The 26633-nt window shown below is 61.3% G+C and carries 21 protein-coding genes; 11 read left to right on the top strand and 10 right to left on the bottom strand.

Going from position 1 to position 26633, the window contains the following annotated elements; genetic code table 11:
- Positions 1-75 precede the first annotated feature (75 nt).
- The 7 genes from AC0L2U_RS21315 (at position 76) to AC0L2U_RS21285 (ending at position 7789) form a co-directional block, all read left to right on the top strand.
- Positions 76-1224, top strand: a complete 1149-nt coding sequence (locus AC0L2U_RS21315) for an acyl-CoA dehydrogenase family protein (protein WP_127809635.1) — start codon at positions 76-78, stop codon at positions 1222-1224.
- 9 nt (positions 1225-1233) lie between these two features.
- Positions 1234-1974, top strand: coding sequence for an NAD(P)H-dependent oxidoreductase (locus tag AC0L2U_RS21310; protein ID WP_127318279.1), 741 nt, complete (start codon positions 1234-1236; stop codon positions 1972-1974).
- On the top strand, positions 1967-3094 hold the full coding sequence (locus AC0L2U_RS21305; RefSeq protein WP_473602634.1) for a CaiB/BaiF CoA transferase family protein: 1128 nt from the start codon (positions 1967-1969) through the stop codon (positions 3092-3094). Before AC0L2U_RS21310 ends, AC0L2U_RS21305 begins: the two co-directional genes overlap by 8 nt.
- Before the next feature lie 10 nt (positions 3095-3104).
- Positions 3105-3947: an HTD2 family dehydratase gene (locus AC0L2U_RS21300; protein ID WP_473602633.1), complete on the top strand. Its 843-nt coding sequence runs from the start codon at positions 3105-3107 to the stop codon at positions 3945-3947.
- Positions 3941-4753 carry an HpcH/HpaI aldolase/citrate lyase family protein gene (locus AC0L2U_RS21295; RefSeq protein WP_473602631.1) on the top strand — a complete coding sequence of 271 codons (813 nt, stop codon included), beginning with the start codon at positions 3941-3943 and terminating at the stop codon, positions 4751-4753. Before AC0L2U_RS21300 ends, AC0L2U_RS21295 begins: the two co-directional genes overlap by 7 nt.
- 25 nt (positions 4754-4778) lie before the next feature.
- The gene (locus tag AC0L2U_RS21290) at positions 4779-6155 is read left to right on the top strand and encodes an MmgE/PrpD family protein (RefSeq protein ID WP_473602630.1); all 1377 of its coding nucleotides are present in this window, start codon (positions 4779-4781) and stop codon (positions 6153-6155) included.
- 746 nt (positions 6156-6901) lie between these two features.
- Positions 6902-7789: a bacteriophage abortive infection AbiH family protein gene (locus AC0L2U_RS21285; RefSeq protein WP_473602629.1), complete on the top strand. Its 888-nt coding sequence runs from the start codon at positions 6902-6904 to the stop codon at positions 7787-7789.
- Positions 7790-8082: 293 nt separating this feature from the next.
- On the opposite strand, the gene AC0L2U_RS21280 is transcribed toward AC0L2U_RS21285, so the two are convergent.
- The 5 genes from AC0L2U_RS21280 to AC0L2U_RS21260 all read right to left on the bottom strand — a co-directional run bounded on the left by AC0L2U_RS21280 (position 8083) and on the right by AC0L2U_RS21260 (position 16713).
- Positions 8083-9540, bottom strand: a complete 1458-nt coding sequence (locus tag AC0L2U_RS21280) for a Cap15 family cyclic dinucleotide receptor domain-containing protein (protein WP_473602628.1) — start codon at positions 9538-9540, stop codon at positions 8083-8085.
- Positions 9537-10025 carry a hypothetical protein gene (locus tag AC0L2U_RS21275; RefSeq protein WP_473602627.1) on the bottom strand — a complete coding sequence of 163 codons (489 nt, stop codon included), beginning with the start codon at positions 10023-10025 and terminating at the stop codon, positions 9537-9539. The genes AC0L2U_RS21280 and AC0L2U_RS21275 overlap by 4 nt, the downstream gene beginning before the upstream one ends.
- A gap of 360 nt (positions 10026-10385) precedes the next feature.
- Positions 10386-13517, bottom strand: a complete 3132-nt coding sequence (locus AC0L2U_RS21270) for an AAA family ATPase (protein WP_473602626.1) — start codon at positions 13515-13517, stop codon at positions 10386-10388.
- Complete coding sequence (locus AC0L2U_RS21265; RefSeq protein ID WP_473602625.1) at positions 13514-14206, bottom strand: ABC-three component system middle component 1; 693 nt, start codon at positions 14204-14206, stop codon at positions 13514-13516. The genes AC0L2U_RS21270 and AC0L2U_RS21265 overlap by 4 nt, the downstream gene beginning before the upstream one ends.
- On the bottom strand, positions 14203-16713 hold the full coding sequence (locus tag AC0L2U_RS21260) for an ABC-three component system protein (RefSeq protein ID WP_473602624.1): 2511 nt from the start codon (positions 16711-16713) through the stop codon (positions 14203-14205). Before AC0L2U_RS21260 ends, AC0L2U_RS21265 begins: the two co-directional genes overlap by 4 nt.
- 998 nt (positions 16714-17711) lie before the next feature.
- Between AC0L2U_RS21260 and AC0L2U_RS21255 the strand changes: the two genes are divergently transcribed.
- From AC0L2U_RS21255 to AC0L2U_RS21245, 3 genes are all read left to right on the top strand, one after another.
- Positions 17712-18509, top strand: coding sequence for a YggS family pyridoxal phosphate-dependent enzyme (locus AC0L2U_RS21255; protein ID WP_473602623.1), 798 nt, complete (start codon positions 17712-17714; stop codon positions 18507-18509).
- A gap of 480 nt (positions 18510-18989) precedes the next feature.
- A complete protein-coding gene (locus AC0L2U_RS21250; RefSeq protein WP_473602621.1) occupies positions 18990-19148 on the top strand; it encodes a hypothetical protein in 159 nt (52 codons plus the stop codon).
- A 244-nt stretch (positions 19149-19392) separates the two neighbouring features.
- Positions 19393-19761, top strand: coding sequence for a helix-turn-helix transcriptional regulator (locus AC0L2U_RS21245; protein ID WP_473602620.1), 369 nt, complete (start codon positions 19393-19395; stop codon positions 19759-19761).
- Here the strand turns inward: AC0L2U_RS21245 and AC0L2U_RS21240 are convergent.
- From AC0L2U_RS21240 to AC0L2U_RS21220, 5 genes are all read right to left on the bottom strand, one after another.
- On the bottom strand, positions 19742-20995 hold the full coding sequence (locus tag AC0L2U_RS21240) for a tyrosine-type recombinase/integrase (protein ID WP_473602619.1): 1254 nt from the start codon (positions 20993-20995) through the stop codon (positions 19742-19744). The two genes, AC0L2U_RS21245 and AC0L2U_RS21240, sit on opposite strands and share 20 nt — an antisense overlap.
- 316 nt (positions 20996-21311) lie before the next feature.
- The gene (gene guaA, locus AC0L2U_RS21235) at positions 21312-22874 is read right to left on the bottom strand and encodes a glutamine-hydrolyzing GMP synthase (RefSeq protein WP_023809008.1); all 1563 of its coding nucleotides are present in this window, start codon (positions 22872-22874) and stop codon (positions 21312-21314) included.
- Between the two features lie 55 nt (positions 22875-22929).
- Positions 22930-23598: a 5'-methylthioadenosine/S-adenosylhomocysteine nucleosidase gene (locus AC0L2U_RS21230; RefSeq protein WP_127807752.1), complete on the bottom strand. Its 669-nt coding sequence runs from the start codon at positions 23596-23598 to the stop codon at positions 22930-22932.
- 147 nt (positions 23599-23745) lie between these two features.
- Positions 23746-24204 (bottom strand): PaaI family thioesterase, encoded by a 459-nt coding sequence (locus AC0L2U_RS21225; protein ID WP_013530371.1) that lies wholly within the window; start codon positions 24202-24204, stop codon positions 23746-23748.
- A 126-nt stretch (positions 24205-24330) separates the two neighbouring features.
- Positions 24331-25620 (bottom strand): RsmB/NOP family class I SAM-dependent RNA methyltransferase, encoded by a 1290-nt coding sequence (locus AC0L2U_RS21220; RefSeq protein ID WP_473602618.1) that lies wholly within the window; start codon positions 25618-25620, stop codon positions 24331-24333.
- A gap of 181 nt (positions 25621-25801) precedes the next feature.
- Here AC0L2U_RS21220 and AC0L2U_RS21215 point away from each other — a divergent pair, with 181 nt between their 5' ends.
- Positions 25802-26479, top strand: a complete 678-nt coding sequence (locus tag AC0L2U_RS21215) for an MIP family channel protein (RefSeq protein ID WP_013530368.1) — start codon at positions 25802-25804, stop codon at positions 26477-26479.
- Positions 26480-26633: the final 154 nt, after the last annotated feature.

Genomic DNA, 26633 nt, shown 5'->3' with positions numbered 1-26633 from the left:
CCGCTCTGCATTGCTGACAGGGCATGGAGGCGCGATAGTGAGGCCCGCAGCAAGACGAAAACCCGGACAAACCTCATGGAAGCCTATCAGGACATTCGCGATGCCGTCGCCAGGCTGTGCACGCGCTTTCCCGGAGAATACTGGCGCGCACTCGACAGGGACATGGCCTATCCCGGCGACTTCGTCGCAGCGTTGACGCAGGCCGGTTGGCTCTCGATCCTGATCCCGGAGGCATATGGTGGCTCGGGCCTGCCGCTTTCGGCCGCCGCTGCCGTGCTGGAGGAAATTCAGCGCGCCGGCTGCAATGGCGGCGCCTGCCATGCCCAGATGTACACGATGGGCACGCTTCTTCGCCACGGCTCGGAAGCGCAGAAGCAGCGATACCTACCAAAGATCTCCACGGGAGAACTGCGCCTGCAGGCATTCGGCGTCACGGAACCGACCAGCGGGACCGACACGGGGGCGCTCAAGACCACTGCTCGCCTCGACGGCGATCATTTCGTGGTCAAGGGCCAGAAGATCTGGACCAGCCGCGCCGAGCATTCGGATCTGATGCTGCTGCTGGCGCGGACCACGCCGCTGAAGGACGGCATGAAAAAGACCGACGGCCTCTCCGTCCTCATCGTCGACATGCGCGAAGCCGTCGGCAACGGCCTCACAATCCGGCCGATCCGCACCATGATGAACCATGCCACCACCGAGGTCTTCTTCGACGATCTGCGCGTACCCGCCGAAAACCTGATCGGCGAAGAGGGGAAGGGATTCCGCTACATCCTCTCGGGCATGAACGCCGAGCGCATCCTGATATCAGCCGAATGCGTCGGCGACGCGAAATGGTTCATCGAAAAGGCAAGCACCTACGCAAAGGAGCGGCATGTGTTTGGCCGGGCGATCGGCCAGAACCAGGGCATCCAGTTTCCGATCGCAAGGGCCTACGCCAACATGCGCGCGGCCGAACTGATGGTGCGCGAGGCGCTGAACCTCTACGAGGCCGGCAAGAACCCCGGATCCGAAGCGAACATGGCCAAGATGCTGGCGGCCGACGCTTCGAACGAAGCCGCCAATGTCTGCATCCAGACTTATGGCGGGTTCGGTTTCGCGGAAGAGTACGATGTCGAGCGCAAGTTCCGCGAGACGCGTCTCTATCAGGTCGCGCCGATCTCGACCAACCTCATCCTGTCATACCTTTCCGAGCACGTGCTTGGACTGCCGCGTTCCTACTAGGAGTCGTCCGTGAACGTCCTCATCGTCTATGCACACCCGGAAGCAAAATCCTTCAACGGCGCCATGAAGGATCTGGCCGTGGAAACCTTGACCCGCGCAGGCCACGATGTAGTCGTCAGCGACCTCTATGCGATGGGCTTCAATCCTGTCGCAGGGCCGGGCGACGTATCGGGCGAGCGTAACGATCCGGACTTCTTCAGCCTGCCGCGCGAACAGACCGCCGCCTACGAGGCCGGCGCACTGTCGGCCGATATCAGTGCAGAGATCGAAAAGGTGAAGCGGGCGGACTTCGTGCTGTTCCAGTTCCCGGTCTGGTGGTTCGGAATGCCAGCAATGCTCAAGGGCTGGGCCGATCGCGTCTTCGCGCGCGGTTTCGCCTATCTGCCGGGCCGCAAATACGACACCGGCATGTTCAGGGGAAAGCTCGCCATGGTGGCCGCCACCACGGGCACGTCGGCCGACACCTACGCGCCCGATGGCATCGACGGCGACATCCTCACGGTGCTGTGGCCGATCCACAATGGTCTGCTGCGCTATTCCGGCTTCGACGTGCTGCCGCCCTTCGTCGCCTACATGCCGGGCCGCGTCGGCGACGATGGCCGCAAGGCCTATCTGGACGCCTACCGCAAGAGGCTCGAGGACATTGATGGCACGCCGCATCTGTTCTTCCACGCAGCCGAGGACTACGGCAAGAACGAGCGGCTGAAGCCTGGCGTGCTGGCGCGCTCGGGAGTGCAGCGCAATGTCTGACGCCCGCCCGCTGGAGGGCCTGTTTGTCGTTTCGATCGAGCAGGCCGTCGCCGCTCCGCTCTGCACGGTCCGCCTTGCCGATGCCGGCGCACGCGTCGTGAAGATCGAGCGCCCGGAAGGCGAAACCGCGCGTCACTACGATTCCGCAGTGGAAGGCATGTCGGCTTACTTCGTCTGGCTCAACCGCGGCAAGGAGAGCGCGGTGCTCGACCTGAAGACTAAGCACGACCTGGCTCTCCTGCACCGGATGGTCGCTCGCGCCGACGTCCTCGTGCAGAATCTCGTGCCGGGCGCCATCGACAGGCTCGGCCTCTCGGCCGATACAATTGCGAAAGAGTTTCCTCGGCTGATCGCCATCAACATCGTCGGTTACGGACAGGACACGCCCTATGCGGCCATGCGCGCCTACGACATGCTGGTGCAGGCGGAAAGCGGCATCTGCGCCGTCACCGGCACAGCGGACACGCCGAGTAAGATCGGGGTTTCCGCCGCCGATATCGCCACCGGCATGAATGCCTATGCAGCGATCCTCGAAGCCTTGTTGGCGCGCCAGAAGACCGGGCGCGGCCGCATTGTCGAGGTTGCCATGTTCGACGCCATGGCCGATTGGATGACCGTGCCGCTGCTGCACTACGAATATGCGGGCCGCGAGACGCAGAGATATGGCCTGGCGCACGCTTCGATCTACCCGTATCGACCTTATGCCTGTCGGGATGGCAGCGTGGTCGTGTCCATCCAGCAGAACAATGAATGGAAGCGCTTCTGCACGCTCGTGCTGCAAAGGCAGGATCTGTTCGCCGACGAACGCTTCGCCACCAATACCTGGCGGGTTGCCAACCGCACGGCGCTCGACGCCGAGATCGAACCGATCTTCGCGGCAATCGACTGCGACGAGGCCATAGACCGTCTCGACGAGGCGCAGATCGCCTGGGGCCGGGTGAGTGCAATGCGCGACCTGCCGCACCACAAGGCGCTCCGCCGGACGGAGGTGGCACTGCCGGACGGCAAGCGCATCGCAGTACCCAAGCCGGCAGGGCGGCCGGAGGGATTTGCAACGGTTCCAAGCGTCCCCGCGCTTGGCGCCGATACGGACCGGATCCGGTCCGAATTCGCCGCCTGACGAGGACCTCATGAGCCTGGACACAAGCACACTGCAGGAATGGGTTGGACGCACGCACGAGGTCGAGGATGTTGTGACCCCGCGCCTGCTGGCCAGCTTTGGCGCCACGCTTGGGGACCACGCGGCGCAGACTGCCGAGGGCGCGGCCGCGCCCGGACTGCATTGGTGCCTGGCGCCCGACATTGCCGCCATGCGAGAACTCGGACCTGACGGGCACCCGGCCAAAGGCGGCTTCCTGCCGCCGGTGCCGCTTCCGCGTCGCATGTGGGCTGCCAGCGACGTGCGTTTCATGGCGCCGATCCGCTCTGGCGACCGCATCCGCCGCCGCTCGACATTGGCCGCCATCGAGGAGAAGCAGGGCCGCACCGGCCCGCTCACCTTCGTCACGGTCCGGCACGACATTGCCAACGAATCCGGTCCGGTCATCGAGGAGGACCAGATCATCGTCTATCGCCGCGCCGAAGCCGCTGCTGCGTCCCCTGCCCCGCCGGCCAATTCGCCCCTGGCCGCATCGCACGAGCGCACGATCGACATCGATCCCGTGCTGCTCTTTCGATATTCCGCGCTGACGTTCAACGGGCACCGCATCCACTACGACACGCCCTATGCCACGGGGGTCGAGCACTATCCCGGGCTCGTCATCCATGGCCCGCTGCAGGCGACGCTGCTGATGAACTTCGCCGCCGCCATTGTCGGTCAGTCGCCGCGCCGTTTCTCATTCCGCGGCGTCCATCCGGCGAGCGGCCCACAGCGCCTGCTTCTGAGCGCAACATCCCCAGGCCAGGACGGCATGGCTCTCGAGCTGCGGTCGGCCGACGGCCATGCAACAGTGAAAGCCACGGCGCAATGGTGAGCTTCGTCACGCCTGTCGTACCGCTCTTCGTGCCGGGCTCGCGGCCGGAACGGTTTGACAAGGCCGACAGCAGCGGCGCGGACGCGGTCATTCTCGACCTCGAGGATGCCGTCGCCCCTGGCGACAAGGACCGCGCTCGCGAAGCGGTTCTCGCCAATGCGGCCACGCTGAAATCCGCGGTCGTGGTCCGCATCAACGCCGCCGGCACGCCCTGGCACGAAGCGGACATCGACGCCGTGCGGCGCCTCGACGGCGTCTCCGTCATGCTGCCCAAGGCCGAACATCCGGAAGACATTGCCGATATGGCCAGGCACATGGCACGCAGCGTTTCCGTCATCGCGCTGGTCGAGAGCGCCGTCGGTCTCGCCAACTTGCCGGACATATTGGCCATGACCAACGTCGTTGCCGTCGCCTTCGGCTCGGTCGACTTCTCGCTCGATCTCGGTTGCGCGCATGATCGACTGACCTTGCTTGCGGCCCGCAACGAAATCGTCTGGCGCTCGCGCGCGGCTGGCCGTGCCGCGCCGATCGACGGCGTAACGACCGACCTGAACAGTCCCGAAATCACCGAGGATGACGCCCGCCACGCCATGAAGATGGGTTTTGGCGGCAAGATGGCCATCCATCCGAGGCAGATCGAGCCGATTCGCAATGGCTTTCGCCCGAGCGATAATGACATCACATGGGCACGCGACATCATTGGCGCGGCCTCATCAGGCGAAGCCAGCCTGGTGAATGGCGAGATGGTGGATCGACCTGTCATCGAGCGCGCAAGGCAGGTCCTGCGCCGGGCCGCTTTGGTCTAAAGGGCATGCAGGGGAGGAGCAACGGATGAGCCTGGACACCGCCGATTGGCCGACCGCCAGGCTCTGCGCCTTCATTGCCGAACTCGACTTCGAACAGATCCCGCCGCGCGTCGTTCATTTCGCGCAAGGACTGATGATCGACTGGCTCGGCTCGGCGCTGGCCGGCAAGGGCGCGCACCAGGTCGAGATGATCGACGGCTTTGCGCGTGCCATGGGGCCGGCGGACGGCCCAAGCACCATCATCCCGACGCGGCGGCGCACAAGCCCCTACTTCGCAGCGATGGTCAATGCGGCGGCCTCCCATGTCGTGGAACAGGACGACGTTCACAACGGCTCGGTCTTTCACCCGGCGGCGGTGATCTTTCCGGCCGTTTTGGCGGTTGCGGAGGCTGAGGGGAAGACCGGCCGCGAAGTGCTGACTGCCTGCATCGCCGGCTATGAAGTGGGCATCCGCGTGGGAGAATTCCTCGGACGCTCGCACTACGAGATATTCCACACCACCGGCACGGCTGGCGCAGTGGCAGCAGCCGCGGCGGTCGGCAGATTGATCGGGTTGGACGCAGCCGGGCTCAACCATGCTGTCGGCTCGGCCGGTACGCAGGCGGCAGGTCTCTGGGAATTTCTGCGTGACGCTGCCGATTCCAAGCAACTCCATACCGCGCGAGCGGCCGCCAACGGTCTGTTCGCTGCCTATCTGGCGCGCGATGGCTTCAAGGGCGCCGCGCGGATCCTCGAAGGCCAGCAAGGAATGGCTGCCGGAATGTCCAGCGACGCCGATCCGGCCCGCCTGACGGACGGGCTCGGCAGCCGTTGGGCAACCGAGGAGACCTCCTTCAAATGGCACGCAGCCTGCCGGCACACTCATCCGGCCGCCGACGCGCTGCAGTCTCTCATGCGCCGCGAAGGGCTCGGTCCGGACGACATCACCGGCGTGGTGACCCATGTCCATCAGGGAGCCATCGATGTCCTGGGCGCGGTGGTCACTCCGCAAACCGTCCACCAGGCGAAGTTCTCCATGGGCACGGTTTTGGGGCTGATCGCTGTTCACGGCGTCGCTGACCTCGATGCTTTCGAACACCATGCACTTGCCGACACCCGCGTCGCCCGTTTCCGCGCGAAGGTGCATATGGAACGCGACGCCGAGGTCGACACCCTTTATCCCAAGCAGTGGGTCGGCAAGGTGAGCGTCACGACGGTTGACGGCCGCAAATTCAATGCCCGCGTCGACGAGCCCAAGGGAGATCCCGGCAACACCCTTTCGAAACAGGAACTGGAAGCCAAGGCCATACGCCTCGCCGAATTCCGAGGCGGCGCCACCGCTGACGAGATGCGTCGCTGCATAGCCCGCATCTGGAGGCTCGGTCAGCCCGGGAGCACGGCGGAAATATTTGCTGAGAGTTAGCCCGCTGTCGCGCCGAAGGACTGCACCCGCCCGAAACGGATGGAACGAGCGCATTGCGGGCAGTTCGATTCCTTTCGCGCCGCCCTATGTTGTAAAGCAGTTTGATCGGCAGTCCTCGGGAGCCCATCATAAATCAATGAATTCAACGAGATCGACGGAGACTCGCCAACCTGATTTTGGCTAACCGAGGCAAATAAAAAACGATAACTTATTGATAAATAGCGATAATGGTGGGCCCGGAGGATGTCTCAAAATCATTGATTTCAATGAGTTTTTCGTGGGCCAAAACCGAAAATCCTCCCGTATGGTTCCGTATACTCCCGTGAGGCCATATGGTTTACTTTAACTAACCAAGTCTGCCCTCGCTCTACCTGTTGTCCTCGGGGCGGGGGATGCCGTGTACATCGCAGAGATTCGGATCGACAACTTTCCCTTATTTGGGGCAGGTGATCAGGCCTTCGTGCTCCCTACAACCACCTGAGCGAGCTTCAAACCGTGATTGCTAGGGACGGAACCGGCGGATCTTCGAAAAATCTCAGGGGCAGGCAAGTCTTCGAAGCCCCCCCGCATGCTTGGGCGCCTCAAGCTCCACTATGTCGCACCGACCCGCCCGACCCACTGCTGTGTCAGGCGATGCGCAAGGTGTATTCGGCGAGGGACGTCGAGACACTTGCGGCTCGCGGCTGGACGATTATCGAGTGCTGCGCTCCCGCCCAGGCGTAGCAACATTGGCTTAGGGGGACACTGTGGCTGATCAGCTCTTCGTTATAGGCAACGGCTTTGATTTGCATCATGGGATACCTTCCCGTTACAGCGACTTCGGGCGCAACGTTGAGGGCATCGACCGGAAGGTTTCTGAGCTGATCCGCGACTATCTGTTCGTCGATAAGGATTTCTGGAATTGTTTCGAAGAGCGCTTGGCAACCTTCGACTCGGACCACGTCATCGACTATGCGGAGAACTTTCTCGTCTCCTACGGTGCAGAGGACTGGAGCGATGCCGACCATCACAACTTCGAATATGAGATCGAGCAGATCGTGGATGGCCTTTCTCGAACAATGCGCAAGCACTTCGCAGATTGGATAAGAGGCCTGCCAATTCCGTTGCCAGGTACGGTCCCATTGGTCAATTGCATCGAACGGCGCGCTAAGTTCCTAAACTTTAATTACACGCCCACATTGCAGTCGCTCTACGGCGTTCACCCTGGCCAAGTGCTGCATATTCACGGCAGCGCGGTTGATCCCGATTCCTTGATTGTCCTCGGGCATGGATGGGAAAGGCAGGCGGACGAAATGCTGTTAAGGCAGGTGGATGAAGACACCGACACTCGCATTGTTGGAGGCTACCGCCTCATTGACGACTATTTCGCCGGCACCTTCAAACCAACTGAAAAAATCCTTGCCCAAAACCAGGCCTTCTTCGACGGTCTTGTGGGCGTAAGCGATGTCTTTATCTTAGGTCACTCCCTCGCCGATGTTGACGCGCTTTATATCGCCGAGATCGCGAACAAAGTGCCTGTGACGGCACGGTGGACGATAAGCTGCTACAACACACCAGAGACGGAGCGAAATCGCTTTTCCGGCTACGGAGTGAATGCAGAACTAGTCCGTTTTGCACCATTGTCGACCATATAAGGTCCAAGCCGCGTCAACGCGGAGGTCGACCACTGCGATCAGGTCAGCTCACGAAGTACGGACGCGATCGACGCCCGATATGGTCCTTAAGTCTCGGGATGTCTTCAGGGACTTACCTCGGATTTCAGTAGACGACGCTGCCTGAACGGCGAAATGCGGCGCATTACGGTTCGGCAGCCTTCGAGGCGATTGTGGACCGGCAGGTCTGCGGTATTGGAAGAGAATAAGCTACCATGCGTGTCGCTAGTGATGAGTACCAACTTTTATCTGACGATAGGACACCGTGGACCACTTTACCCGGGCTTGCGGGCCGACTTAGACTTCGCGCTAGCCGAATAGCGTTCGACAAGGAAAGCGCGCAGCGTTTCGGCGGACGCGCGGGCGGCAAAAGGCTTGAAGCGGTCATCCTTCTTAGGATCTCCGTGATCCATGACCCCCTTCATGACTATCCATTCCGGAACGTCCAGGCTGCGGGCCGCTAAAGCAAGCGCTGCCGCCTCCATCTCGAGGCCGACAACGCTCCGAACGCCCATGTGTTTCAGATTGTCCCAAGTCACACTGTTCTTCACCACCATGTTTCCGCTCGCCATCGGGCCAACTTTGATGGCGAACGGTAGTCGGTCCGGCGGATCAATTTCGGTTGTAATCGAGCGCTCGACCTCATCCCGCCCCGCATCCAGGAGCCTAAACGACGTCCCGGCTCTTGCGATGACGCACTGAGCTACAAGAGCTTCCACGAGGGTCTTCCACTCGCCGTGTGCGAAGTACCTGTCCTTCGCTGGATGTGCCTGTGGGTCATCGCCGGCATACAGGCGTGCTAAAAACCAAGACCGCACATCACGCGGCGAAGGGGTAACGAAGCTAGGTAGTGATCGGGCCTCCAGTGCCTCGGCAGCATCCTGCCAGGATTTTGAGATAGCGCGGTGGCGGTGGTCCCCGACGAAGGCCTCCGTTTCCTGTTTGCCCTCGTCATGTTGGTAAGTGAATTCCGACACAACTACGTCCCCGAGAGCTACTTCTTTCGGATTTCCCGCGCAGACGCCGCACATGACGAGACAGCCAGGTTTCAACGTGACGGCCAGCACCGCTGCCAGCTGTCCGGTTTCAATTCCCCCCATTCGCTGCGGTCTGGCCAATACCACCGTGAACAATGGCACGCCATCGCGCTGAAACACCCCACGCCTGCAGGCCTTCGCCGCCGGAAGCGCGAGGTCAACCCACTGCTGGACACCGTCACCACCCAATGGAGCCGCGCTAAATGCTAGTTCCGCCGCTCCGAACTCCTCCTTTAGCGCCGTTATCAGCAGAACGTCAGTGGCATTGTGCAATGAATTCGGAATTGGACGGGATTTGCGTGTCAGCCTGAACGTTCCCGTGCTGCGCCGGCTGGTCCAGTAGGTACCACTGAGTTCTGGACCTTCTGCATAGTAGCGGAGGATTGCCGCCCCTTTGTATGACGCTGACGCGTCCGCAAGCGCGGCCCGGGGTTCGACTTCATACATGTAATAGAGAACGGCATCACCGACCGCACTCCAAGCCGGCTGGACAAGAATAGTATGCGAGTCCGACCGATCGGACCGCACAATCATGCTGAACTCTGATCCGTTTTGGCGGATTTCCGCATCGGCAACGAGGACGTCAAGCTTGCCATCACGCGTCCAGTGGATTGCCATGTCCCACGCGCCGTTGACGTGCGGGAACGGCTTCGGCTCAGACAGTTCGTCCGAGGCATTCTGATTGCCGTCACTCATGATTCTCCCCTGATTTCTCGCCCGCGCTCGAAGACGGCAATGCCGTAGGTGGAACTAACTACTCCTGAGGCGAGCACGCCGGGGAGCGCCGAGCCGAACAGCGCCGCCATATATCGTCCACCAACGCGCCGTTGTGGATCTCCCCCGATACCCAAGACGATCGGCGGTGAAAAATACTGCGAGGTGCGGAAGAGTCGAAGATCAGGCGAAAGCACGTGAAAGCCGTCATGAAACTCGCTGGTGAGGTCGGAAATTGCAATTAGAGTGTCGAGCGTATTACCCTCAATATCTGGGGCCTCGACCGAACGCAGCGGGGTGATCGGCAGGATCGTTGGATCACAGCTGATCAACACGCCGATGCCCGAGAACGATGAACTGGCACCAGCGCGCACGGCGATCAATAGGTCATGGAGCCTTTCGCTCAAGACCGTTGCGCAGCTGTTTGCCGCATTTTCCATATCCGCATTAGCATTACAGTTGTGCATGGCACCAAAGCCTGAATCTGCGCCTGTTGAGTAGCTGACGTGGCGGCATTGCTACGCCATGAGAGAGGTATCAGCTAGATGTTCTGTCACTCCGGCTCCTCAGAGCCAATCGCATCAGCTGTCTTAGCGGCATAATCGTCTTCATCCGCCTGATCTGCCTCAATCATCGAGGGCACTCAGGTGAGATCAATGGGATGATGGGTTGCGCCGACCGAGTGAAGGCAAGCGGAAACTCCACCTTGGGGTTGCTTACGTTCCAGCCGCCTTTCGGTCAGCACAGTGATTTCGTCGAGTGTCAGCGGGCCTGTCGCTTCGCAAAGTACGCGGCGCACAGCTTCGAACAGCGTTTCACGTCGCGGGCTATGCACGTCCCGCACTGCTGGGCGCATTGCGACGGAGGAAACGTTCCGCCGCCTGATTGTTCTCTGGGCTAGCCCAAATCACGCCGTTGTCAGACGGCGCCGTCAGCAAGACGGTCGAACACGGTAGCCCAGCAGCGTCGAATTTTCGGGCGATGAAGTCGCTCTCCCCGCGGTCGTGGCTCGACATGATCAACTGGTAACCGTTGAGCTCGACCATATTGCGCATGACATCGATAAACGCAGCGGTGTGGATGATGTCATTGTGCTGCAAGGGATCGTCCAGCAAGAGCGCTCGCCACCGCGACCATGGATAGGCCGTACTGGCCGCACAGAGGATGCTGAACCCGTTGGCTGCGAGTTGTCCCTCGCTTAGTACGACCTGCGGCGGAAGTCCCTTCTGGGACTCTATGGCGTTCTCGACCCTCTCTCGGTATCGCAGGGCCATGCCGAAGCTCGTCGCGTCGACCCGAGTGTCAGCCTTGAACTGTATACTCTCGCCTGGCGTGCTCAACATCGCTTCGTTGAAGTCGTCGATAACGATATTGAGGGGATCGAGCACGCGGCTCGAGAAGTCGTCGGCTTGAGCTTGCAGTTCTTCAGAGTAGCGGTTCACGGCTGCTCGAGCGCCTTTGGTAAGCCTGACCGCAGCGCGCGCATCAGTGAGCATAGCATTGAGTTCGCCAAGGTGTTTCGGCGGATCGCCTGCGCCTTCAGATCCCCCAGCCACATGCATCGACGAAACGATCTCCTTGATCTCACGCTGCAGAAGCGTGTCTTCATTCTCTCTAGCAAGCGCCATCTGACGCTCACTAATTGACGTCAAAGTCCCGATCGTTGCGTCCATGGCCGCGAGGCCGCGCTCATATGCGGCGGGGCTCGGGGTGTCGGCAAGACCAGCCTGTGACCAGCGCCGTTGCATTTGCCGCGCCGACTGCTCGGCGCTGGCCCTCGTTGCTTCGGCGATCGCGAGCGCGCGCGTTAGCGCATCAAAGGCGGTCTGCTCACCTTGGGTGTTCGCGATCGCGACAGTGGCTTCCTCGGAAAGCCGGCCGAGTCGTTCGCGGGCCGTTTCCAACTGCTGGCGCTGGCCGGTCAATTGGCGTCTGAGATCGACCACCAATACATCCGACAGGTTTCGGGCCGCGATTCGCTCAGTGCACGCGAGGTCTTCGGCGCGAAGTTGTGCTAGGCGTGTAGCGAGTTGGCTCTCCCGCGAGATCAGGTCTTCAAGATCGGCACCAACGGAAGACCTCTGGTCCAAGGCGGCTGCCGCGCCCGCCGCAAGCGGCTCGAGACCTGCTTCAGCAGCAATCAGCGCAGAGGCATAGTCACGGGCGCGCTGGGCTGCCATCGCAACGATGTCGCTGTCCGGCGGGATAGCGAGAACCAGTGCGATTGCCGACTTCGCGTCGCTCGCGGCGTTGCCGGCCGCAGTGGCGGTATCTTGCATCTCAAGGGGCGCGGCAACTAGAGCGCGCAACGCGACGATGCGGGCGTTCAGCTCCGCCTCCTTTGCCCGCAGCGCTTCCAAAGCCTCGTCAGCACGAGCCAGTCGGTCATCGCTCGAGGATGCTGCAGCATCGGCAAGCGCCTTCAGCACGCCGGGGTCAAACTTGGTACGGCAGACGGGGCAGTCGGTGTCATCTTGGTGGATATGGCTGGCGAGTTTTGATAAGGCCGCGCTCATGGCTGTCGCATGGCGATCCGCCTCGGCCCTCGACTGTATCGCAATGGCAATCTGCGATCCGAGGTCGGCAAATTGCGCCTCCAGCGGCTCAAGTTCGGTGGCGGCCGTCTCAGCCGCCGTCTGCGCATTTTCCAAAGCCGATGCGGCGATACCGGATTCCGCCTCGAGGCGGAGGTAATCGGGCACTGAATCGTTGAGCGTCTTGGCGGAGCCAGCGAGACTGCGCAGACGTGCCACCTCAGCAGCCGCGTCCGAATGCTGTTTTATTGCGATGTCCGCGGCCCTGAGAGTGGCTCGGTGCACGGCGATGGCATCCGTCAATGCGCCGTGTTCTGTGGATGCAGTAACGATGAGTTCTGCCAACTGCGCACGACGCGACAGATCCGTTAAAGCCGCCTCAAATGTTGCAATGGTTTGTTCAATCGACGCGAGGGCAGCGGTCTGGGCTGAGACGACCTTTCTGGCGGCCTCTGCGAGCGGCATGGCTCGATCCAGTCGTTCTTGCGCGCCGGTCACGTCATTGCGAAGGCGGACAAGCGTGGGATGATCGGACTGTGCGTCACCGTTGGTCACGGCAAACTGTGCGGGTAGCGAGGCCATCGCCTCCAGAACAGATTTCCGATCGACCGTCGAACGCAGTGCCTCGCCGATGTGATCGGCGAGACCTGCCAAGCGGCTGCCCACCTCTTCTCCGGAAAGCACTTGGCTAGGATCGATTGCAAGTCGCTTGAGGTCCGCCTCCAGTCCATCTATCCGCTCGGCGATTTCGGCGGACGTCAGCACACCGGTGGCGCGGGCGCCTGACCGCAGGCGCTCAAGACGCCCCATCCAACCTTGCCAATCCGCGATCTGACGTTCGAGTTGCGTAATGGCGCCCTGTTCGCTTTCAATACGGCGAGTAAAAGCCGAAACGGTGGCTCTTCCGCGCAGACCGGCGCGGATGCGTTCGAGACGCTCGATGCCGCTTGGTCCTTTGAGCGCATCCCACTGCTCATGCGAATCCCGGCTCGTGAAGCGCTGCTGGGCTGCTTGGCCCAAGAAGTGGGTCAGGGCGAGGTAAGCTCCAAGATCGTCGATCGTTCGCCGGTCAGGCCGTGCCAACTGAGCGAGGATGTCAGTCATAGATGTTGCGCTCGCAGCGCCCCGCACTATGGGCTTACCATCTGAGAAGGTTAGAGAAACGTGGTGCGCTCCCGGCTCAGCGCCGCGACGTGTCAAATAGTCTTTTTCGGTGAGTTTCCTCCGGCCCTTTTGCAAGTATGGCTCAAATCGACGGATCTTGCCGGTGAGCCCCCACTCAATCGCGTCGAAGAAACTGCTCTTTCCAAGGCCGTTCGTGCCGGTCAGCAGCACAAGGCCCGGGGCTGCGGGAATGTCCACCTCGAAATCGCCAAAGGTACGAAAATCATGGATCGTGATCCGCGAAAGGAAGATCTCTTTCATGCCTGTCCCCTCCGCTCCCAAGTCTTGACGAGCGCCGCCACGATCTCGTCAGGACTCTTCTTTTCGTCCAGCGCGATGCGCTCCCATCCGTCGGCAGTCGATCGCGGCAGACCCGGGGTTGTTGCGCCACTGCTCAGGGCATCGAGAGCGGCATCTTCGAACTCATCCTCGTCATGTATCCAGGGGCGCGCGAGGAATGTTCGCTTCAAGAAATCCGAGAAGCTCTCGTCATCGCGTTGCGGATCCTCCGGCCTGAGCCAGGCGAGCTTCCGCGCCACGCGATCATCCCGCTCGACCATCAAAGCCAATGCGCGCCAGGCGTCCTGCCGTTCGCTCGAACGCGGCCCCAGAAGCATCAACTGAAGGTCGAGCGTCTCATTTGTGTCAAGGAAGGAGCGCGCCACGACGCATTGATTGCGATACCGTCGCAAGGTTTCGCGGACGGATTCCAAGGTTGGCACATCGGGCAATACGCCGATGATGATGTTGAACCGATCGATCCGGATTGCATGGCTTTCGGTCGGCAGGTCGGTCGGACTCAGCGAAGTCGACGCCGATGAACCACCCTGGAAGGATGTACCCGCCAACGAGGCCCGATCTTCGACTTCAAGATTGAGCGCCGCCGCGGCCTTTCGCAGTCGCCCAGCAAAATCCTGCAGTGCTGGTGATAGCGTCAATCCTTCAGTCATGCCGCCGCGCCCTTCTCGATCGCCCTGTTCAAGTCCTCAAAGTGCTTGGCTTCAGCGGCCGCCAACAGTGTCCTCAGCTGTGCAATTCCAACTGCCACGGTCTCCGAGAACTCGCGGCTGATTGACAGTAGCACAGGACCCCCGCCGTCTGTCTCACTGAGCGAGGGCTGGTCCGTTTCGGTCAGCGCGAAGGCGCGATCGGCGATCTTAGCGACCTCGACAGGGCCCTTGACGATCAGAACGACGAAGTGCGTGCGCCACATGAAGCTGGCTGCAGACACCGACATGTCGCTGCCGTTGATGAGATCTGCAGCGCACCCATGACCGGTCCACTCCGGGTCGCCCCCGCGTTGGCGGGCGAGATTACCCGGACCGTTCGCTATGGGGACAGTCGTCTGCCAGGCCGCCGCTATAGCGACTGCCACCGCAGTGCCGCGAACGATGGCCGGGAACTTTAATGGTCCAACCAGCACCTGCGCAGCGTCGTGTTCGTTCGGATCATCGACGGCGCAGACCATGAGTCGGAAGAAACGGTTGAGCAGTTCCAGATCATCAGTGAAAGCGGCCCGCCAATCGGCCCAAGTGTGCGCCATGGCGGCACGCAGGTCGTCCGCAATCGCGAGGCCGATCAATCGGCCGGGGTCTGCAAGATTGGCAAAATACGGTTGCAGATGGGCATCGAGCTTCTCAAGCAGGTATGCATCGAGCGAACGATGAATTCGCCGGGCAAGGATTGCGGGATCCAATGCTATCGGATCCTGTGCCGCGCCTCCCGGGTTGCCGGCGATGATCGCTGGCATCTGCATGCCTTCGGCATGAAGGGAATCGATACTCAGGGCGCGAACGTATGGGCTCCAAACCGCTGGCATGGCATGGAGGCGAACGTTCCTACTATGGCATGCAACACGGAGGATTGCGTCCGTAACTGCACCGAGCGCATCCGGCGCGTCGGATAAAATGATCTCAAATGCTTGGTCATTGCGCCAGGCACTGACCAATTGCTGTGCGGAAACAGCGCCAGACCACCGAACTCGGTCGGCTTCGCGCCGAACTTGGACCGAAATGGGAAACTGGTGGGCCGCCAGGCGCTGCAGCCGCGGCGAGTGCGGGATTTCGGCTTTGCGGGCCGCATCCGAAAACAGCTTCCGGGCCGACCGAGACAGCTTTGGTACGATCGTGGCATCGCCGTGGCGATCTAGCCACTCCTCGTGAGTTGCTTCGTAGGTCGCAAGATGAGCGGCAAATGGTCCTCTGACAACTGCGCGTAGAGGTCCACGCCTGATGATCACCGCGTCTGCCGCGACGGCCTCCCCAGCGCAATCGAGCCAGAAATCGGCGTGCTCCGCGCCAGGATCTGGCGCCTCCGTTCGGGTCAGAGCCGCACATTGCAGATGTCTGAAGGAGCGTTGCACGTCAGCCACGCAGGCCTTGATGGTTGCGTAGGCTGCGAGCCGATTGAGCGCGGAGGTAGAAACCTCGAACATTTCCGGATGCCGTGTCTGTAGCGTCAACTTCACGCCTAGCCGCAGCTGCTGCGCCACGGCAGCGATCAGGCCGCTTTCTGTCATTTTGGCCAACAGCTCATTGTCATAAGCGTCGATGAAATCAAAGCGCGCGCCCGCTGCGTCGGCCGCGCGTGCGCGTGCGTCAATCGCTGCAAGAGCATCGCCCAGCTCTGCGGCGCCAGGATGTTGCGTGATCATCCGGATCATGGCTGCATGATCGAAGTTGGCGGCGCCGGCGGCCACGAAGTCGATCAAGCCGCCATCGCCATTGCCGCTTATGAAAAACCGAGGGGCCGGCCTGCCTTCGAACTCCGCGACCGGCACCCCAGCATCTGACCAGTAGCTGGCGCTCTGGATGCCCGCGATAGTTTCTCGTGGCTCTAGCCCGAAACCGACCGCCAGGAGCACCATGTTGAAGCGCTCGCGAGGCTCGGCGCCGGCAGGAGGTATTGGTGCATCCAGATTGGTGAAGACGAGCTCATAGCCATCAGCGGTAACGGCGATGGACTTTACATCGTGCCGGAGTCGTCTTGTGAGGCGTCCACCCATTCGAACAGCAATATCCTCGAAGCCAAGCAGCACATCGTCGCGAACCGCGCGGCAGGATCCAGACTCCCAGTCCAGGATTGGGAGGTCAGCGATCGGGTCGCTGGTATCAGGCGCAGGCCAGTCATAGATGTGTGGATCGAGGCGTCGTCGCCCGGTCGTCGACTGAAGCGGCATAAGCTCGGCGGCACTTTCGAACAGGACAACGCTGGACGATGATACCAAGGCCGCCGCTGAGGCCGCCGCGACGCCCGCAGCTCCTCCTCCGATGACTGCAATTCTTGGGTTACTGTTTAGGTATCCCTGCTCCTTGAGTGCATGGATCAACGACAAGGCGCGGACCTGCTGCGAGTAAAAGGTTATTCGCCGGTCGAAACAGCCGATCACGAACAGGTTCGGTCTGTCGCGAACAGCTGCGCCGGCGAGGATGTCTTGAGGAAGCAACGGCTCAACCAACCTGCAGCGCCATATTGGGACTCAACCACGCGCGCCTTGGTGCTACGCCCCTTCGGCGACCCTGCAATTCCAACGATCTGCCCCCCGTCTATGCGCGCAAGCTGCGCGCTGCGCAAACATTTCGCGCTGTTTGCATGAGCTTAGCTTTGCTAACGCAAGCTAACTATAGATTTAGTAACAGTTTACAAGCGGTCATGAACAAATACGCCATCTAAGTTCAAGGGCAACGCCGTATCGATGCTCGCGATGTCGTTTGGCGCAAGCGAGCCGCCCGCCCGAACTCAAATGACCGGGTTCGGGAACTAGCTCCGGCGGGCTCGATGGCCGATTTCGGGCGCAAAGCGGTCATGCGCGGAGGGGTGCCGTCGTCGAGCAGAGCACGTTTGGCCTTGCATGCATGTGATCGCCGGCTGCTTCTTAAAAACTCTTCAAACTGGCCATAATCAGAGATTGCCGTAGGAAGCGCGTTATGTGCCATTTCCCGGCAGATTGAATTAAGACCATTCCATAATGCATCTGACACGTCTTGAGCTTTATAAACGGGTCTGCGACAGGCCGCTCAGTAAGGTCGCCCGGAGCTGGGAATTTCTGGCACGGCACTAGCCGCTACAAGCGAGATACGCTTCCAGTCCGAATACCTCCTGGCCCAAGCAGTTCGCAAGTCTCGCTGCCTGATCAGCACTCCACCAATCCGCGTGCAGGCGTTGCAACAGATTCTTCAAAGAAATTCATTGGCTCTTAGCACCCCCAAACCGCTGGGAATGGTAAGCAAACATAAATTTGTTGGAACTGTAGCATCTGGTGAGAACGCCAAATGACAAAGTCAGCAGGAGTGCTCAGTCTTTCAATGTGGCTTGATACTGACCAATGATGACACTGGTCGGTCGCCTACGAACGGCAGCGCATCTTGATCGCCTTCGAAGCCTGGGCCTTTGCGCGCGTGCGGACACGCAAGCCGGCGGCTATCTGGTCACCTTGCGGTAAAGGGGCAGATCACAATGGGCACGAACAATCCGCCGCTTTCGCCCGAGGACGTCGAACGCTTCGGGCCTGATCCCCTTACCCGCTTCCGCACCAATCTGGCGTCGGTTGAAGAGCGCATCACGCTTGCTTGCGCACGGGCCGGGCGCGACCGAGCCTCCGTGCGTTTGCTGCCGATCACCAAGACGGTGCCGGCCCAAATCCTGCGATATGCCTTCGAGGTCGGCATCAGCACCTTCGGCGAAAACAAAATCCAGGAGGCGCTGTCAAAGTGCGAGGCGCTTCACGATCTCGCCATCGACTGGAGCATCGTCGGACATCTGCAGACCAACAAGGCCAAATATCTGCCCCGCTTCGCGCGTGAGTTTCATGCGCTCGACAGCCTGCAGCTCGCCGACCTTCTGAACACGCGGCTGGAGCGCGAAGATCGCTTCCTCGACGTCTATGTGCAGGTCAACACGTCTGGCGAGGACAGCAAGTTCGGCCTCCATCCGAACGCACTGCTGCCCTTCGTGGAGAGGCTCGATCAGCTTCCCCGTCTCCGGCCAAGCGGGTTGATGACACTTGCGCTGTTTTCCTCCGACATGGCCAAGGTGCGGCCTTGCTTCATTCTGCTGCGCCGGCTGCGGGACGAAGCCGTGAAGCACAACGCCGCGCTGACCGGGCTCTCCATGGGTATGACCGGAGACTTCGAGGAGGCCATCGAGGAAGGCGCCACTGTCGTGCGCGTCGGTCAGGCCATCTTCGGCAAGCGGCCGACGCCAGACGGCCACTACCTACTGGCCGGGTTTCGCTTCCACCGACCAAGGAATTGAAACCATGATTTTCGCAAACGGTCCGTCTGCTCTTCCGATAATCCCCGCCGGTCGTTCCGGCCGGCCAGATTTACGCGTCAGGGAAACGGGTCAGCCGGCTGCTCGCGGCTGAGGTCGCTTCCCGCGGTCTGCAAGCCCACGCAATCGCGCGACGCAAGCGACTTTCTGAGCGTCCCGCGCAAGCTTATAGTCACTTGGGCGGATTTCGACATGGCCGCCGCGCACCTATGGCTACGACCTGCATTGAGGATCAGGGCAAGCTGTCCCGAATTCCATCGGGGCACAGCACGCCGCCGATGTCCAGGGCGTGTTCGCGGTCCGCTCAATCACCGTGATGGATGTCGCCGCACTCTGCCGGAACGATTCTGGTTTCCGCTCTGGAGCTGGCGAACGCCATGGCCGTCCTAGGTGAGCAAGTCCCTCGGATATTTCAGGTGAACCTGGCCCAGCTCTACGAGCGCGTGATCCAGGACGCAATGGATGGCCTGGTCCTCCTCGAACACGGCGAGGCAGTATGAGATGAGCAACGTCGGCCTGATCATCGGGACCGTCACGCGCCGCAACTTCGCCGAGACGATCACGTTCATTCGGCAAGCCGAGAATCCGAGCGATGAGGACCTGGATTCCGGGACTACATGAATCCACCCGACGCGGAGCCATGCAAAGGGTTAACCGTGAGCGAAGAGGACAGGTCCAAACAGCCCAAGAGGCAGAAGGCCTTCGAGACGCAGTCGCGAAGTCGATGTGCGAGTGAGCAAAACCTAGGCTTGCTGACCATCGCAAAGCTCGCCGGTTGGTCAAAAGGAGACGATGTGGTCGTAGTTGAGAGCTATACTCAGATTGGAGCAGATGCGCGATCAGTGGCCCGAAGGAGCCCTTCGGTATGCAAATGGTCAAACGGCAGAAGCAACCTCAACGCGAAAGCTGCCAGGGCATAGAGGCCGCGCCAGCGGATCGCCCCCTTCCGGTTCTACCGCACATTGAGGCGCGACAGGTCGTGCGAACTGTTCGCCGATCGCAATTGCGAGAAATCGTCCCGCTATCGGACACGACCATTTTCGAAATGGAACAGCGAGGCGAGTTCCCCCGACGGTTCAATCTGACCCCCCGCTGCGTCGTTTGGGACCTAGGAGAAGTCGAAGCCTGGATTCAGGAACGGCGGAACGCGTCCTTTGCTGGTTCGATCGAACTGGCCCCGGCACCAGACGTGCGGTCGCGGAAAACGAGGCCGGTCAAATCGGATCGAGGATGACGGCTGCCCCGGAAATCGGCTGCAGCGTGGGTGCGTGTTTATTGCCAGCCGCCCACGCTTCAATCATGTCGGCCCATTCCTGCAGCATGTGGCGCCGCTGCGGTTCGTATTCAGCCTTGTTATAAACGCCGCGGGAGGAGCGACTGTCTTCGTGTGCAAGGCATTTTTCGATCCAGTCGCGATTGAATCCGATCTCGTTTAGGAGCGTGGAGCCGGTCCGCCGTAGATCGTGCACCGTAAACGGAGCAAGCGGCAGATTTTGTTGTTTTGCGCGGTCCACAATCGCCATCGTAATCCGATTGAAGGTCGCGCGCGACATGGGTTCGTCAGCGTCATAGCGAGATGGAAGCACATATCGAGAGTTCGCAGCGCAAGTCTTGAGCGCAATCATGATGTCGAGGGACTGGCGGGACAGGTAGACGTTATGTGGCTTCTTCCGCTTCATTCGCCCTTTGGGAATGCTCCATACCGAGTTCTCGAAGTCGACCTCATCCCACGTAGCGTCCAGAAGCTCACTCTTCCGAACCATCGTGAGCAGGATCAGCTTTAGGCCCAGCCGAAGAGTCGGCAAAGTCGGCACATTCTCCAACTCTTTCAGCATGATTCGAATTTCTACGGGTGACAACGCCCGGTCTTTCGCTTCGAAGGTGGCTATCGAAGATGGCCCAACCTCGTCCGCCGGATTGGCGATCTTCTCGCCGTGCAGAATGACATAACCATAGACCTGCTTAACAATATCCCGGACATGAATGGCGGTTGCTGGTGCGCCACGGTCCCGCACCTTTGCGCATAGCGCCCGCAAATCGCCCGATGTTATTTCTGTGAGGAGCCTTTTGTCCCAAATCGGCAAGATGTCTCGATCGAAGACGGCTTTTCGCATGGAGCGCGTGCTGTCCGCCATCTTCGCCTCTTTAAACCATCTTCTGCCGGCATCGCCAAACGTGCCCGTCTCAGACAGGCGCCTCTTGTAACGCTGCTTTTCCTGGGCTGGTGATTTGCCGGCTGCCACCATTTTTCGTGCGGCAAGACAGCGGTCACGCGCCTCTGCTAGCGAGATGCCTCCCTCACCATAGCGGCCAAGCGTCACTGTCTCTCGCCGACCATTCACTCGGTAGTCGTATCGGAACGATATCTGCCCTGTGGGAGCCACGGTCGCGTACATACCGTCACGATCAGTGACTTTGTATATTTTCTCTTTTGATTTCAGCTTCTTAAGTGCGATGTCTGTGAGCATAGGAGGAGACGGACGGGCGCATCTAGGATTGTGAAATGCCTAATTTTACCGTCATTCGTTTTACCGTCAAGGCTCTGGGAGAGCCCATTGGATCCAATGCCTTACCTCGAAATATGCCAACATGCTTGAGGCCGGCGCACTGACGGCATCAGTCTGCAGCGAAAATGACGCGAAAAGGAATGCCGTCAGATATACCGTCAAATGATTCCGCTTAGGGGCGATAGTCAGCGATAGGCGTAGCGAGAAAAGCAGATAAGATTCGGAGTCTTAATGAAGTTTCTTCGATAGTCGCCGAATGCTGGCGAACGACCGACCTTTATTCCCACTCGATTGTTCCCGGCGGCTTCGACGTCACGTCGTAGACGACACGGTTGATGCCGCGGACTTCGTTGATGATGCGGGTGGCGGCGGCGCCGAGGAAGGCCATGTCGTAGTGGTAGAAATCCGCCGTCATGCCGTCGACCGAGGTGACGGCACGCAGCGCGCAGACGAACTCGTAGGTGCGGCCATCGCCCATCACGCCGACCGTCTGCACCGGCAGCAGCACGGCAAAGGCCTGCCAGATGGCGTCGTACAGGCCGGCCTTGCGGATCTCGTCGAGATAGATGGCGTCGGCCTCGCGCAGGATCTCCAGCTTTTCGCGGGTGATCCCGCCTGGGCAGCGGATGGCGAGGCCCGGGCCGGGGAATGGATGGCGGCCGATAAAGCTTTCGGGCAGGCCGAGCTCCTTGCCGAGCGCCCTCACCTCGTCCTTGAACAGTTCGCGCAGCGGCTCGACCAGCTGCATGTTCATGCGCGCGGGCAGGCCGCCGACATTGTGGTGCGACTTGATCGTCACCGACGGGCCGCCGGTGAAGGAGACGCTTTCAATGACGTCGGGATAGAGCGTGCCCTGCGCCAGGAATTCGGCGCCGCCGAGTTTCTTGGCCTCTTCCTCGAACACCTCGATGAACAGCCGGCCGATGGTCTTGCGTTTTTTTTCCGGGTCCGACTCGCCCTCGAGGGCGTCGATGAAACGGTCCGAAGCGTTCACCAGAATGAGCGGCAAATTGTAATGCTCGCGGAACATCGCCACCACGCCCGCGGCCTCGTCCTTGCGCATCAGGCCGTGGTCGACAAGGATGCAGGTCAGCTGGTCGCCGACCGCTTCGTGGATCAACAGCGCCGCAACGGAAGAATCGACGCCGCCCGACAGCGCGCAGATGACCTTGCCCTTGCCGACCTGCTTGCGGATCGTCTCGACCGCGTGCTCGCGGTAGGCGCGCATGGTCCAGTCGCCCTCGATGCCGGCGATGTTGTGGACGAAATTCCTGAGCAGCCGGGCGCCGTCGGGCGTATGCACCACCTCGGGATGGAACATGATGCCGTACATCTTGCGCTCGATGTTGCCGAAGATGGCGAAGGGCGAGCCCTCGGACTTGCCAAACACTTCGAAGCCCTTGGGCAAGGAGATGACGCGGTCGCCATGGCTCATCCACACCTGATGGCGCTGGCCGGGCGCCCACAGGCCCTCGAACAGCGGGCTGTCCTTTTGTATCTCGACGAAGGCGCGGCCGAACTCGCGATGGTCGGAGCTTTCGGCGACGCCGCCCATCTGCACGCACATGGCCATCTGGCCGTAGCAGATGCCGAGCACCGGCACGCCGGAATCGAAGACGATCTGCGGCGCGCGCGGGCTGCCGATATCGCCGGTAGAAGCCGGGCCGCCGGAGAGGATCACGGCTTTCGGATTGATGCGCTTGAATGCCGCTTCGGCCGACTGGAACGGCACGATCTCGGAAAACACGCCGGCCTCGCGGATGCGGCGGGCGATGAGCTGGGTGAACTGGCTGCCGAAATCGACAATCAGGACGGTGTCGGGATGATTGGCTGTTTTCATGGCGAGCGTTTAGAGAAAGAAACGAGTCGACGCAATGGGTTGCTTAGCCCGACTTTCAGGCTGTTCCGGCATCTTCATGGGGTGGTTCCGTCCGGAGGGCGCCGTCGCCGATCGCCTGTTCGAGCCGCATGACGGCGTCGGCCAGCTTCTCGTCGATGACTTCAAGATATTCGGTCCAGTCGCCGACATGCCTGAGATCCGCCGCCCCGTCGGAAATGCCGCGCAGACCGATCAGCGGAATGTCGAACAGCTGGCAGGCGCGCAGGCAGGCGAAGGTCTCCATGTCGACCATGTCGGCGGCAACAGCATCATAGGCCGCGCCAGTGATGATCGCGCCGCCGGTCGACAGGGTCGCCTGCTTGATGTCCGGTATCTTGAAGGGCAATGGCACGGTTACCGGCAGGTCGAGGAAGGGGGTGGCGCCCTTCTCGAAGCCGAGCGGCGAAGCGTCGATGTCACGGTAGCTGACCGAAACCGCCTGGTAGATTTCCGTCTGCTGCAGCGTCCGGCTGCCGGCTGAACCGAGCGAAACAACGAGATCCGGCAGTGCTTTTTGCGATTTCAGCCAGGAGAGTTCAGCACCCAGCCTGACGCCGGCCTCGACCGGACCGACACCGGTCATCAGCGGCGTGAACAGCTGCTTGAGGTGCGGGCCGTATTCGGCCTGCGCCGCCATAACGAAGAGGACGTCCTTGCCCGACAGGCGCGACACTTTACCGGTCATGATCTATTCCTCTCTACCCAATCACCTACACTGGAGGTCAGAACGGCGACGTGCCCTCACCGGCGCCCAGCCCTCCGCTATGGCTCCGGGCGTTCGTTGCTCGGAAAGCCCATTTGGGGGCTTTCCGTCCGCTTCGCGGACGGCTCCTCACCCTTCTATGCCATCACGCCCGACCACCGTCATCATGGTGCCGGTCATGGTGGCGATCAGCTTGGCCTCGCCGTCGGCGGCAAAGGCGTAGGCCTGGCCGTCGGCGACGATGATGGTGCGGCCTGGCTTGGTCACCGAGCCGCGGAACAGGAAGCGCTCGCCCCTGCCCGGCGCCAGGAGGTTGACCTTGAACTCGATGGTCAGCACGCCGGAATTTTCCGGCATCAGCGAAAAGGCGGCATAGCCGCAGGCCGAGTCCAGCGCCGTCGAAATGACACCGGCATGGAGGAAGCCGTGCTGCTGGGTCAATGCCGCCGAATAGGGCATCTCGATCTCGATGATACCGGGCGTCACCAGCGTCAGTTCGGCGCCGATCGTGGCCATCGCCTTCTGACGCGCGAAGGAGGTCCTGACGCGATCCTCATAGTCCGGGGCGGGTACGATCTTTGCTGCCATTGCCGCTGCCTTCCTTTACGCGGATAAGCTTATTGCAGAGGCATGGACGGCAGGCAAATGCTTTTGCTGCACTGCACAATCGACCTGGCCTGCCGGCCGGCGCAACGCATCCGTCGGGAATTGGATTCAGGCCGATCTGCGTAACGCACAGAGATAAAACCCATCGGTGCCGCTGAGCGCCGGCGACAGCGAGATGTCGCCTTCGGCGCCGATACGTGCGGCTGCCTCATGGCCGGGAAAACGGCTGTCCCAGAGCTGGCGGTGGTCGACGGAAACAAAGCCGCTGTTACGGTTCCGAAAGGCCGCGATCTGCTCACCGTTTTCCTCATCAAACACCGAGCAGGTGATGTAGACCAGCAGGCCGCCTGGTTTGACATAGACTTTGGCCGCATCGAGGATCGCCGACTGCTCGCCCTTGCGTGCATCGAGCTGCCTTTGCGTCAGCCGCCATTTGGCATCGGGACGGCGCCGCCAGGTGCCGCTGCCGGTGCAAGGCGCGTCGACCAGCACGATGTCCATGTGGTTGCCGAGCGGCGCGAGTTCGGCCGGCTTGGTGACGATCTGGACATTGCGGTTTTCAGAGCGGCGGATGCGGTCGAAGATGGGCGCCAGCCGTGCTTTTTCGGCATCATGGGCAAAGATCTGGCCGCGATTTTCCATCGAAGCCGACAGTGCCAGCGTCTTGCCGCCGGCGCCGGCGCAAAAATCCAGCACCTGCATGCCGGCTTCGGCCCCGGCAAGGGCGGCCGCGATCTGCGAGCCTTCGTCCTGGACCTCGAACCAGCCCTTCTGGAAAGCCGGCTCGGCCTGCACGTTCGGGTGCCGGCCGTCGCCGTCGATCGGCGGGATGCGGATGCCGTGTGGCGCGATTGCCGAGGGTTTCGCGCCGGTTCCCGTCAGTTCGGCCAGTACCTTGTCGCGGTTGGCCTGCAAGGTGTTGACCCTGAGGTCGAGCGGCGGGCGCGTTGCAAGCGCGGCGCCCTCGTCGGCCCAGGTCGAGCCAAAGGCTCGCTCGAAAAGCGGCGCGCACCAGTCCGGAACATCCGCCCGCACCGCGGCCGGCGCATCGTCAAGCCGGCGTTCGGCGATGGCCTGAAGCTCGGCGGCGGTCAGCAGCGGCGGTGCGAACTTGTCGCCATCGAGCGCCTCGTTGAGCGATTGTGCCGTCTGGCGCCATTCGAGCAGCAGCGCGCCGAAGCCGATGGCGCGCGGCGTGTCCTGCCCCAGCAGCCAGCCGGCGGAACGCTTGTGGCGCAAGGCGTCATAGACGATGTTGCCGATCGCCGCACGGTCGCCGCCGCCGGCGAAGCGATGCGACAGGCCCCAATCCTTCAGCGCGTCCGCCACCGGCCGGTGGCGCCGGCCGATGTCTTCCAGCACTTCGATGGCCGCAGCCAGTCGTCCGCCCAGTCGCATGGTCTTGTTCCGTCACGCAGAAAATTATTCCGGCCCTGCTCTAGAGCGCGCAACCGGCGCGCACAAGCAGGTCGGCCTGCACAACCGCTCTGCTTTCCAAGTTTTCTGGTTGCGAATACTCTTCCGGTTGTGATTCGCGGCGCGCAAAGGTGGACCGGCGGATCGACACGAGGAGAGGGCAATGAAGACTTATCTGGCGGAAGTTCTAGGCACATTTCTATTGGTGTTCATCGGTACGGCTTCTGTGGTGACGGGCGGCTTCGGCGGCGCGCTGCCGCTCGGCCAGGAAGGCATCGGTCTGGCGTTCGGCATCGGCCTCATCGCGGCGGCCTATGCGATCGGCCCCATTTCGGGCGCGCATCTCAATCCGGCGGTGACGCTCGGCGTCTTCCTTGCCGGCCGGCTGCCGGCCAAGGACGTGATCCCCTACTGGATCGCGCAGGTCATCGGCGGCGTCCTTGCTTCGCTGGCGTTGTGGATCATCGTTTCCGGCCAGGTTGGCGGACACACCACCGGCTTCGGCGCCAATGGCTGGGATGTGACGAAATGGGGTGTCAGCTCGGCATTCCTGTGGGAAGTGATCGGCACCTTCACCTTCGTCACCGTGATCCTTGGCGTCACGGCGGAAAAGCACTCGACGGCGTTCGCCGGACTGGTCATCGGCCTGACGCTGGCAGGATTGCACTTCGCCATCATCCCGGTGACCGGCACCTCGCTCAACCCGGCCCGCTCGATCGGTCCGGCACTGTTTTCGGGAACTGCCGCGATCGGCCAGCTCTGGCTGTTCATCGTTGCACCGCTGATCGGCGGCGCCATTGCCGGTGTCGTCGCCAAGGCGCGCATCTTCGAGAAGGACTGAGCTCTTCGGAAGGCTGAATATGAAAAGGGGGGGGGGGCCGGGCCCCCCCCGGGGGGGGGGGGGGGTTTAAAAAAAAGAAGTATAATAAACAAAAAAAGCATAAAAAATGTAGGGCGGATAATGGGAAATTTTTTAGGAAAGGGGAAGGTTGGGG

The organism is Mesorhizobium sp. WSM4808 (assembly GCF_055811675.1).
Note: the sequence above shows the minus strand (reverse complement) of the source record. Positions and strands in the feature narration are given on the sequence as shown.

What these genes read in the sequence shown, in the direction of transcription:
- AC0L2U_RS21315 (WP_127809635.1), top strand. Translation starts at nt 76, where the DNA reads ATGGAAGCCTATCAGGACATTCGCGATGCCGTCGCCAGGCTGTGCACG.
- AC0L2U_RS21305 (WP_473602634.1), top strand. Translation starts at nt 1,967, where the DNA reads ATGTCTGACGCCCGCCCGCTGGAGGGCCTGTTTGTCGTTTCGATCGAG.
- AC0L2U_RS21300 (WP_473602633.1), top strand. Translation starts at nt 3,105, where the DNA reads ATGAGCCTGGACACAAGCACACTGCAGGAATGGGTTGGACGCACGCAC.
- AC0L2U_RS21295 (WP_473602631.1), top strand. Translation starts at nt 3,941, where the DNA reads ATGGTGAGCTTCGTCACGCCTGTCGTACCGCTCTTCGTGCCGGGCTCG.
- AC0L2U_RS21290 (WP_473602630.1), top strand. Translation starts at nt 4,779, where the DNA reads ATGAGCCTGGACACCGCCGATTGGCCGACCGCCAGGCTCTGCGCCTTC.
- AC0L2U_RS21280 (WP_473602628.1), bottom strand. Translation starts at nt 9,540, where the DNA reads ATGAGTGACGGCAATCAGAATGCCTCGGACGAACTGTCTGAGCCGAAG.
- AC0L2U_RS21275 (WP_473602627.1), bottom strand. Translation starts at nt 10,025, where the DNA reads ATGCACAACTGTAATGCTAATGCGGATATGGAAAATGCGGCAAACAGC.
- AC0L2U_RS21270 (WP_473602626.1), bottom strand. Translation starts at nt 13,517, where the DNA reads ATGAAAGAGATCTTCCTTTCGCGGATCACGATCCATGATTTTCGTACC.
- AC0L2U_RS21265 (WP_473602625.1), bottom strand. Translation starts at nt 14,206, where the DNA reads ATGACTGAAGGATTGACGCTATCACCAGCACTGCAGGATTTTGCTGGG.
- AC0L2U_RS21255 (WP_473602623.1), top strand. Translation starts at nt 17,712, where the DNA reads ATGGGCACGAACAATCCGCCGCTTTCGCCCGAGGACGTCGAACGCTTC.
- AC0L2U_RS21250 (WP_473602621.1), top strand. Translation starts at nt 18,990, where the DNA reads ATGGCCTGGTCCTCCTCGAACACGGCGAGGCAGTATGAGATGAGCAAC.
- AC0L2U_RS21245 (WP_473602620.1), top strand. Translation starts at nt 19,393, where the DNA reads ATGCAAATGGTCAAACGGCAGAAGCAACCTCAACGCGAAAGCTGCCAG.
- AC0L2U_RS21240 (WP_473602619.1), bottom strand. Translation starts at nt 20,995, where the DNA reads ATGCTCACAGACATCGCACTTAAGAAGCTGAAATCAAAAGAGAAAATA.
- guaA (WP_023809008.1), bottom strand. Translation starts at nt 22,874, where the DNA reads ATGAAAACAGCCAATCATCCCGACACCGTCCTGATTGTCGATTTCGGC.
- AC0L2U_RS21230 (WP_127807752.1), bottom strand. Translation starts at nt 23,598, where the DNA reads ATGACCGGTAAAGTGTCGCGCCTGTCGGGCAAGGACGTCCTCTTCGTT.
- AC0L2U_RS21225 (WP_013530371.1), bottom strand. Translation starts at nt 24,204, where the DNA reads ATGGCAGCAAAGATCGTACCCGCCCCGGACTATGAGGATCGCGTCAGG.
- AC0L2U_RS21220 (WP_473602618.1), bottom strand. Translation starts at nt 25,620, where the DNA reads ATGCGACTGGGCGGACGACTGGCTGCGGCCATCGAAGTGCTGGAAGAC.
- AC0L2U_RS21215 (WP_013530368.1), top strand. Translation starts at nt 25,802, where the DNA reads ATGAAGACTTATCTGGCGGAAGTTCTAGGCACATTTCTATTGGTGTTC.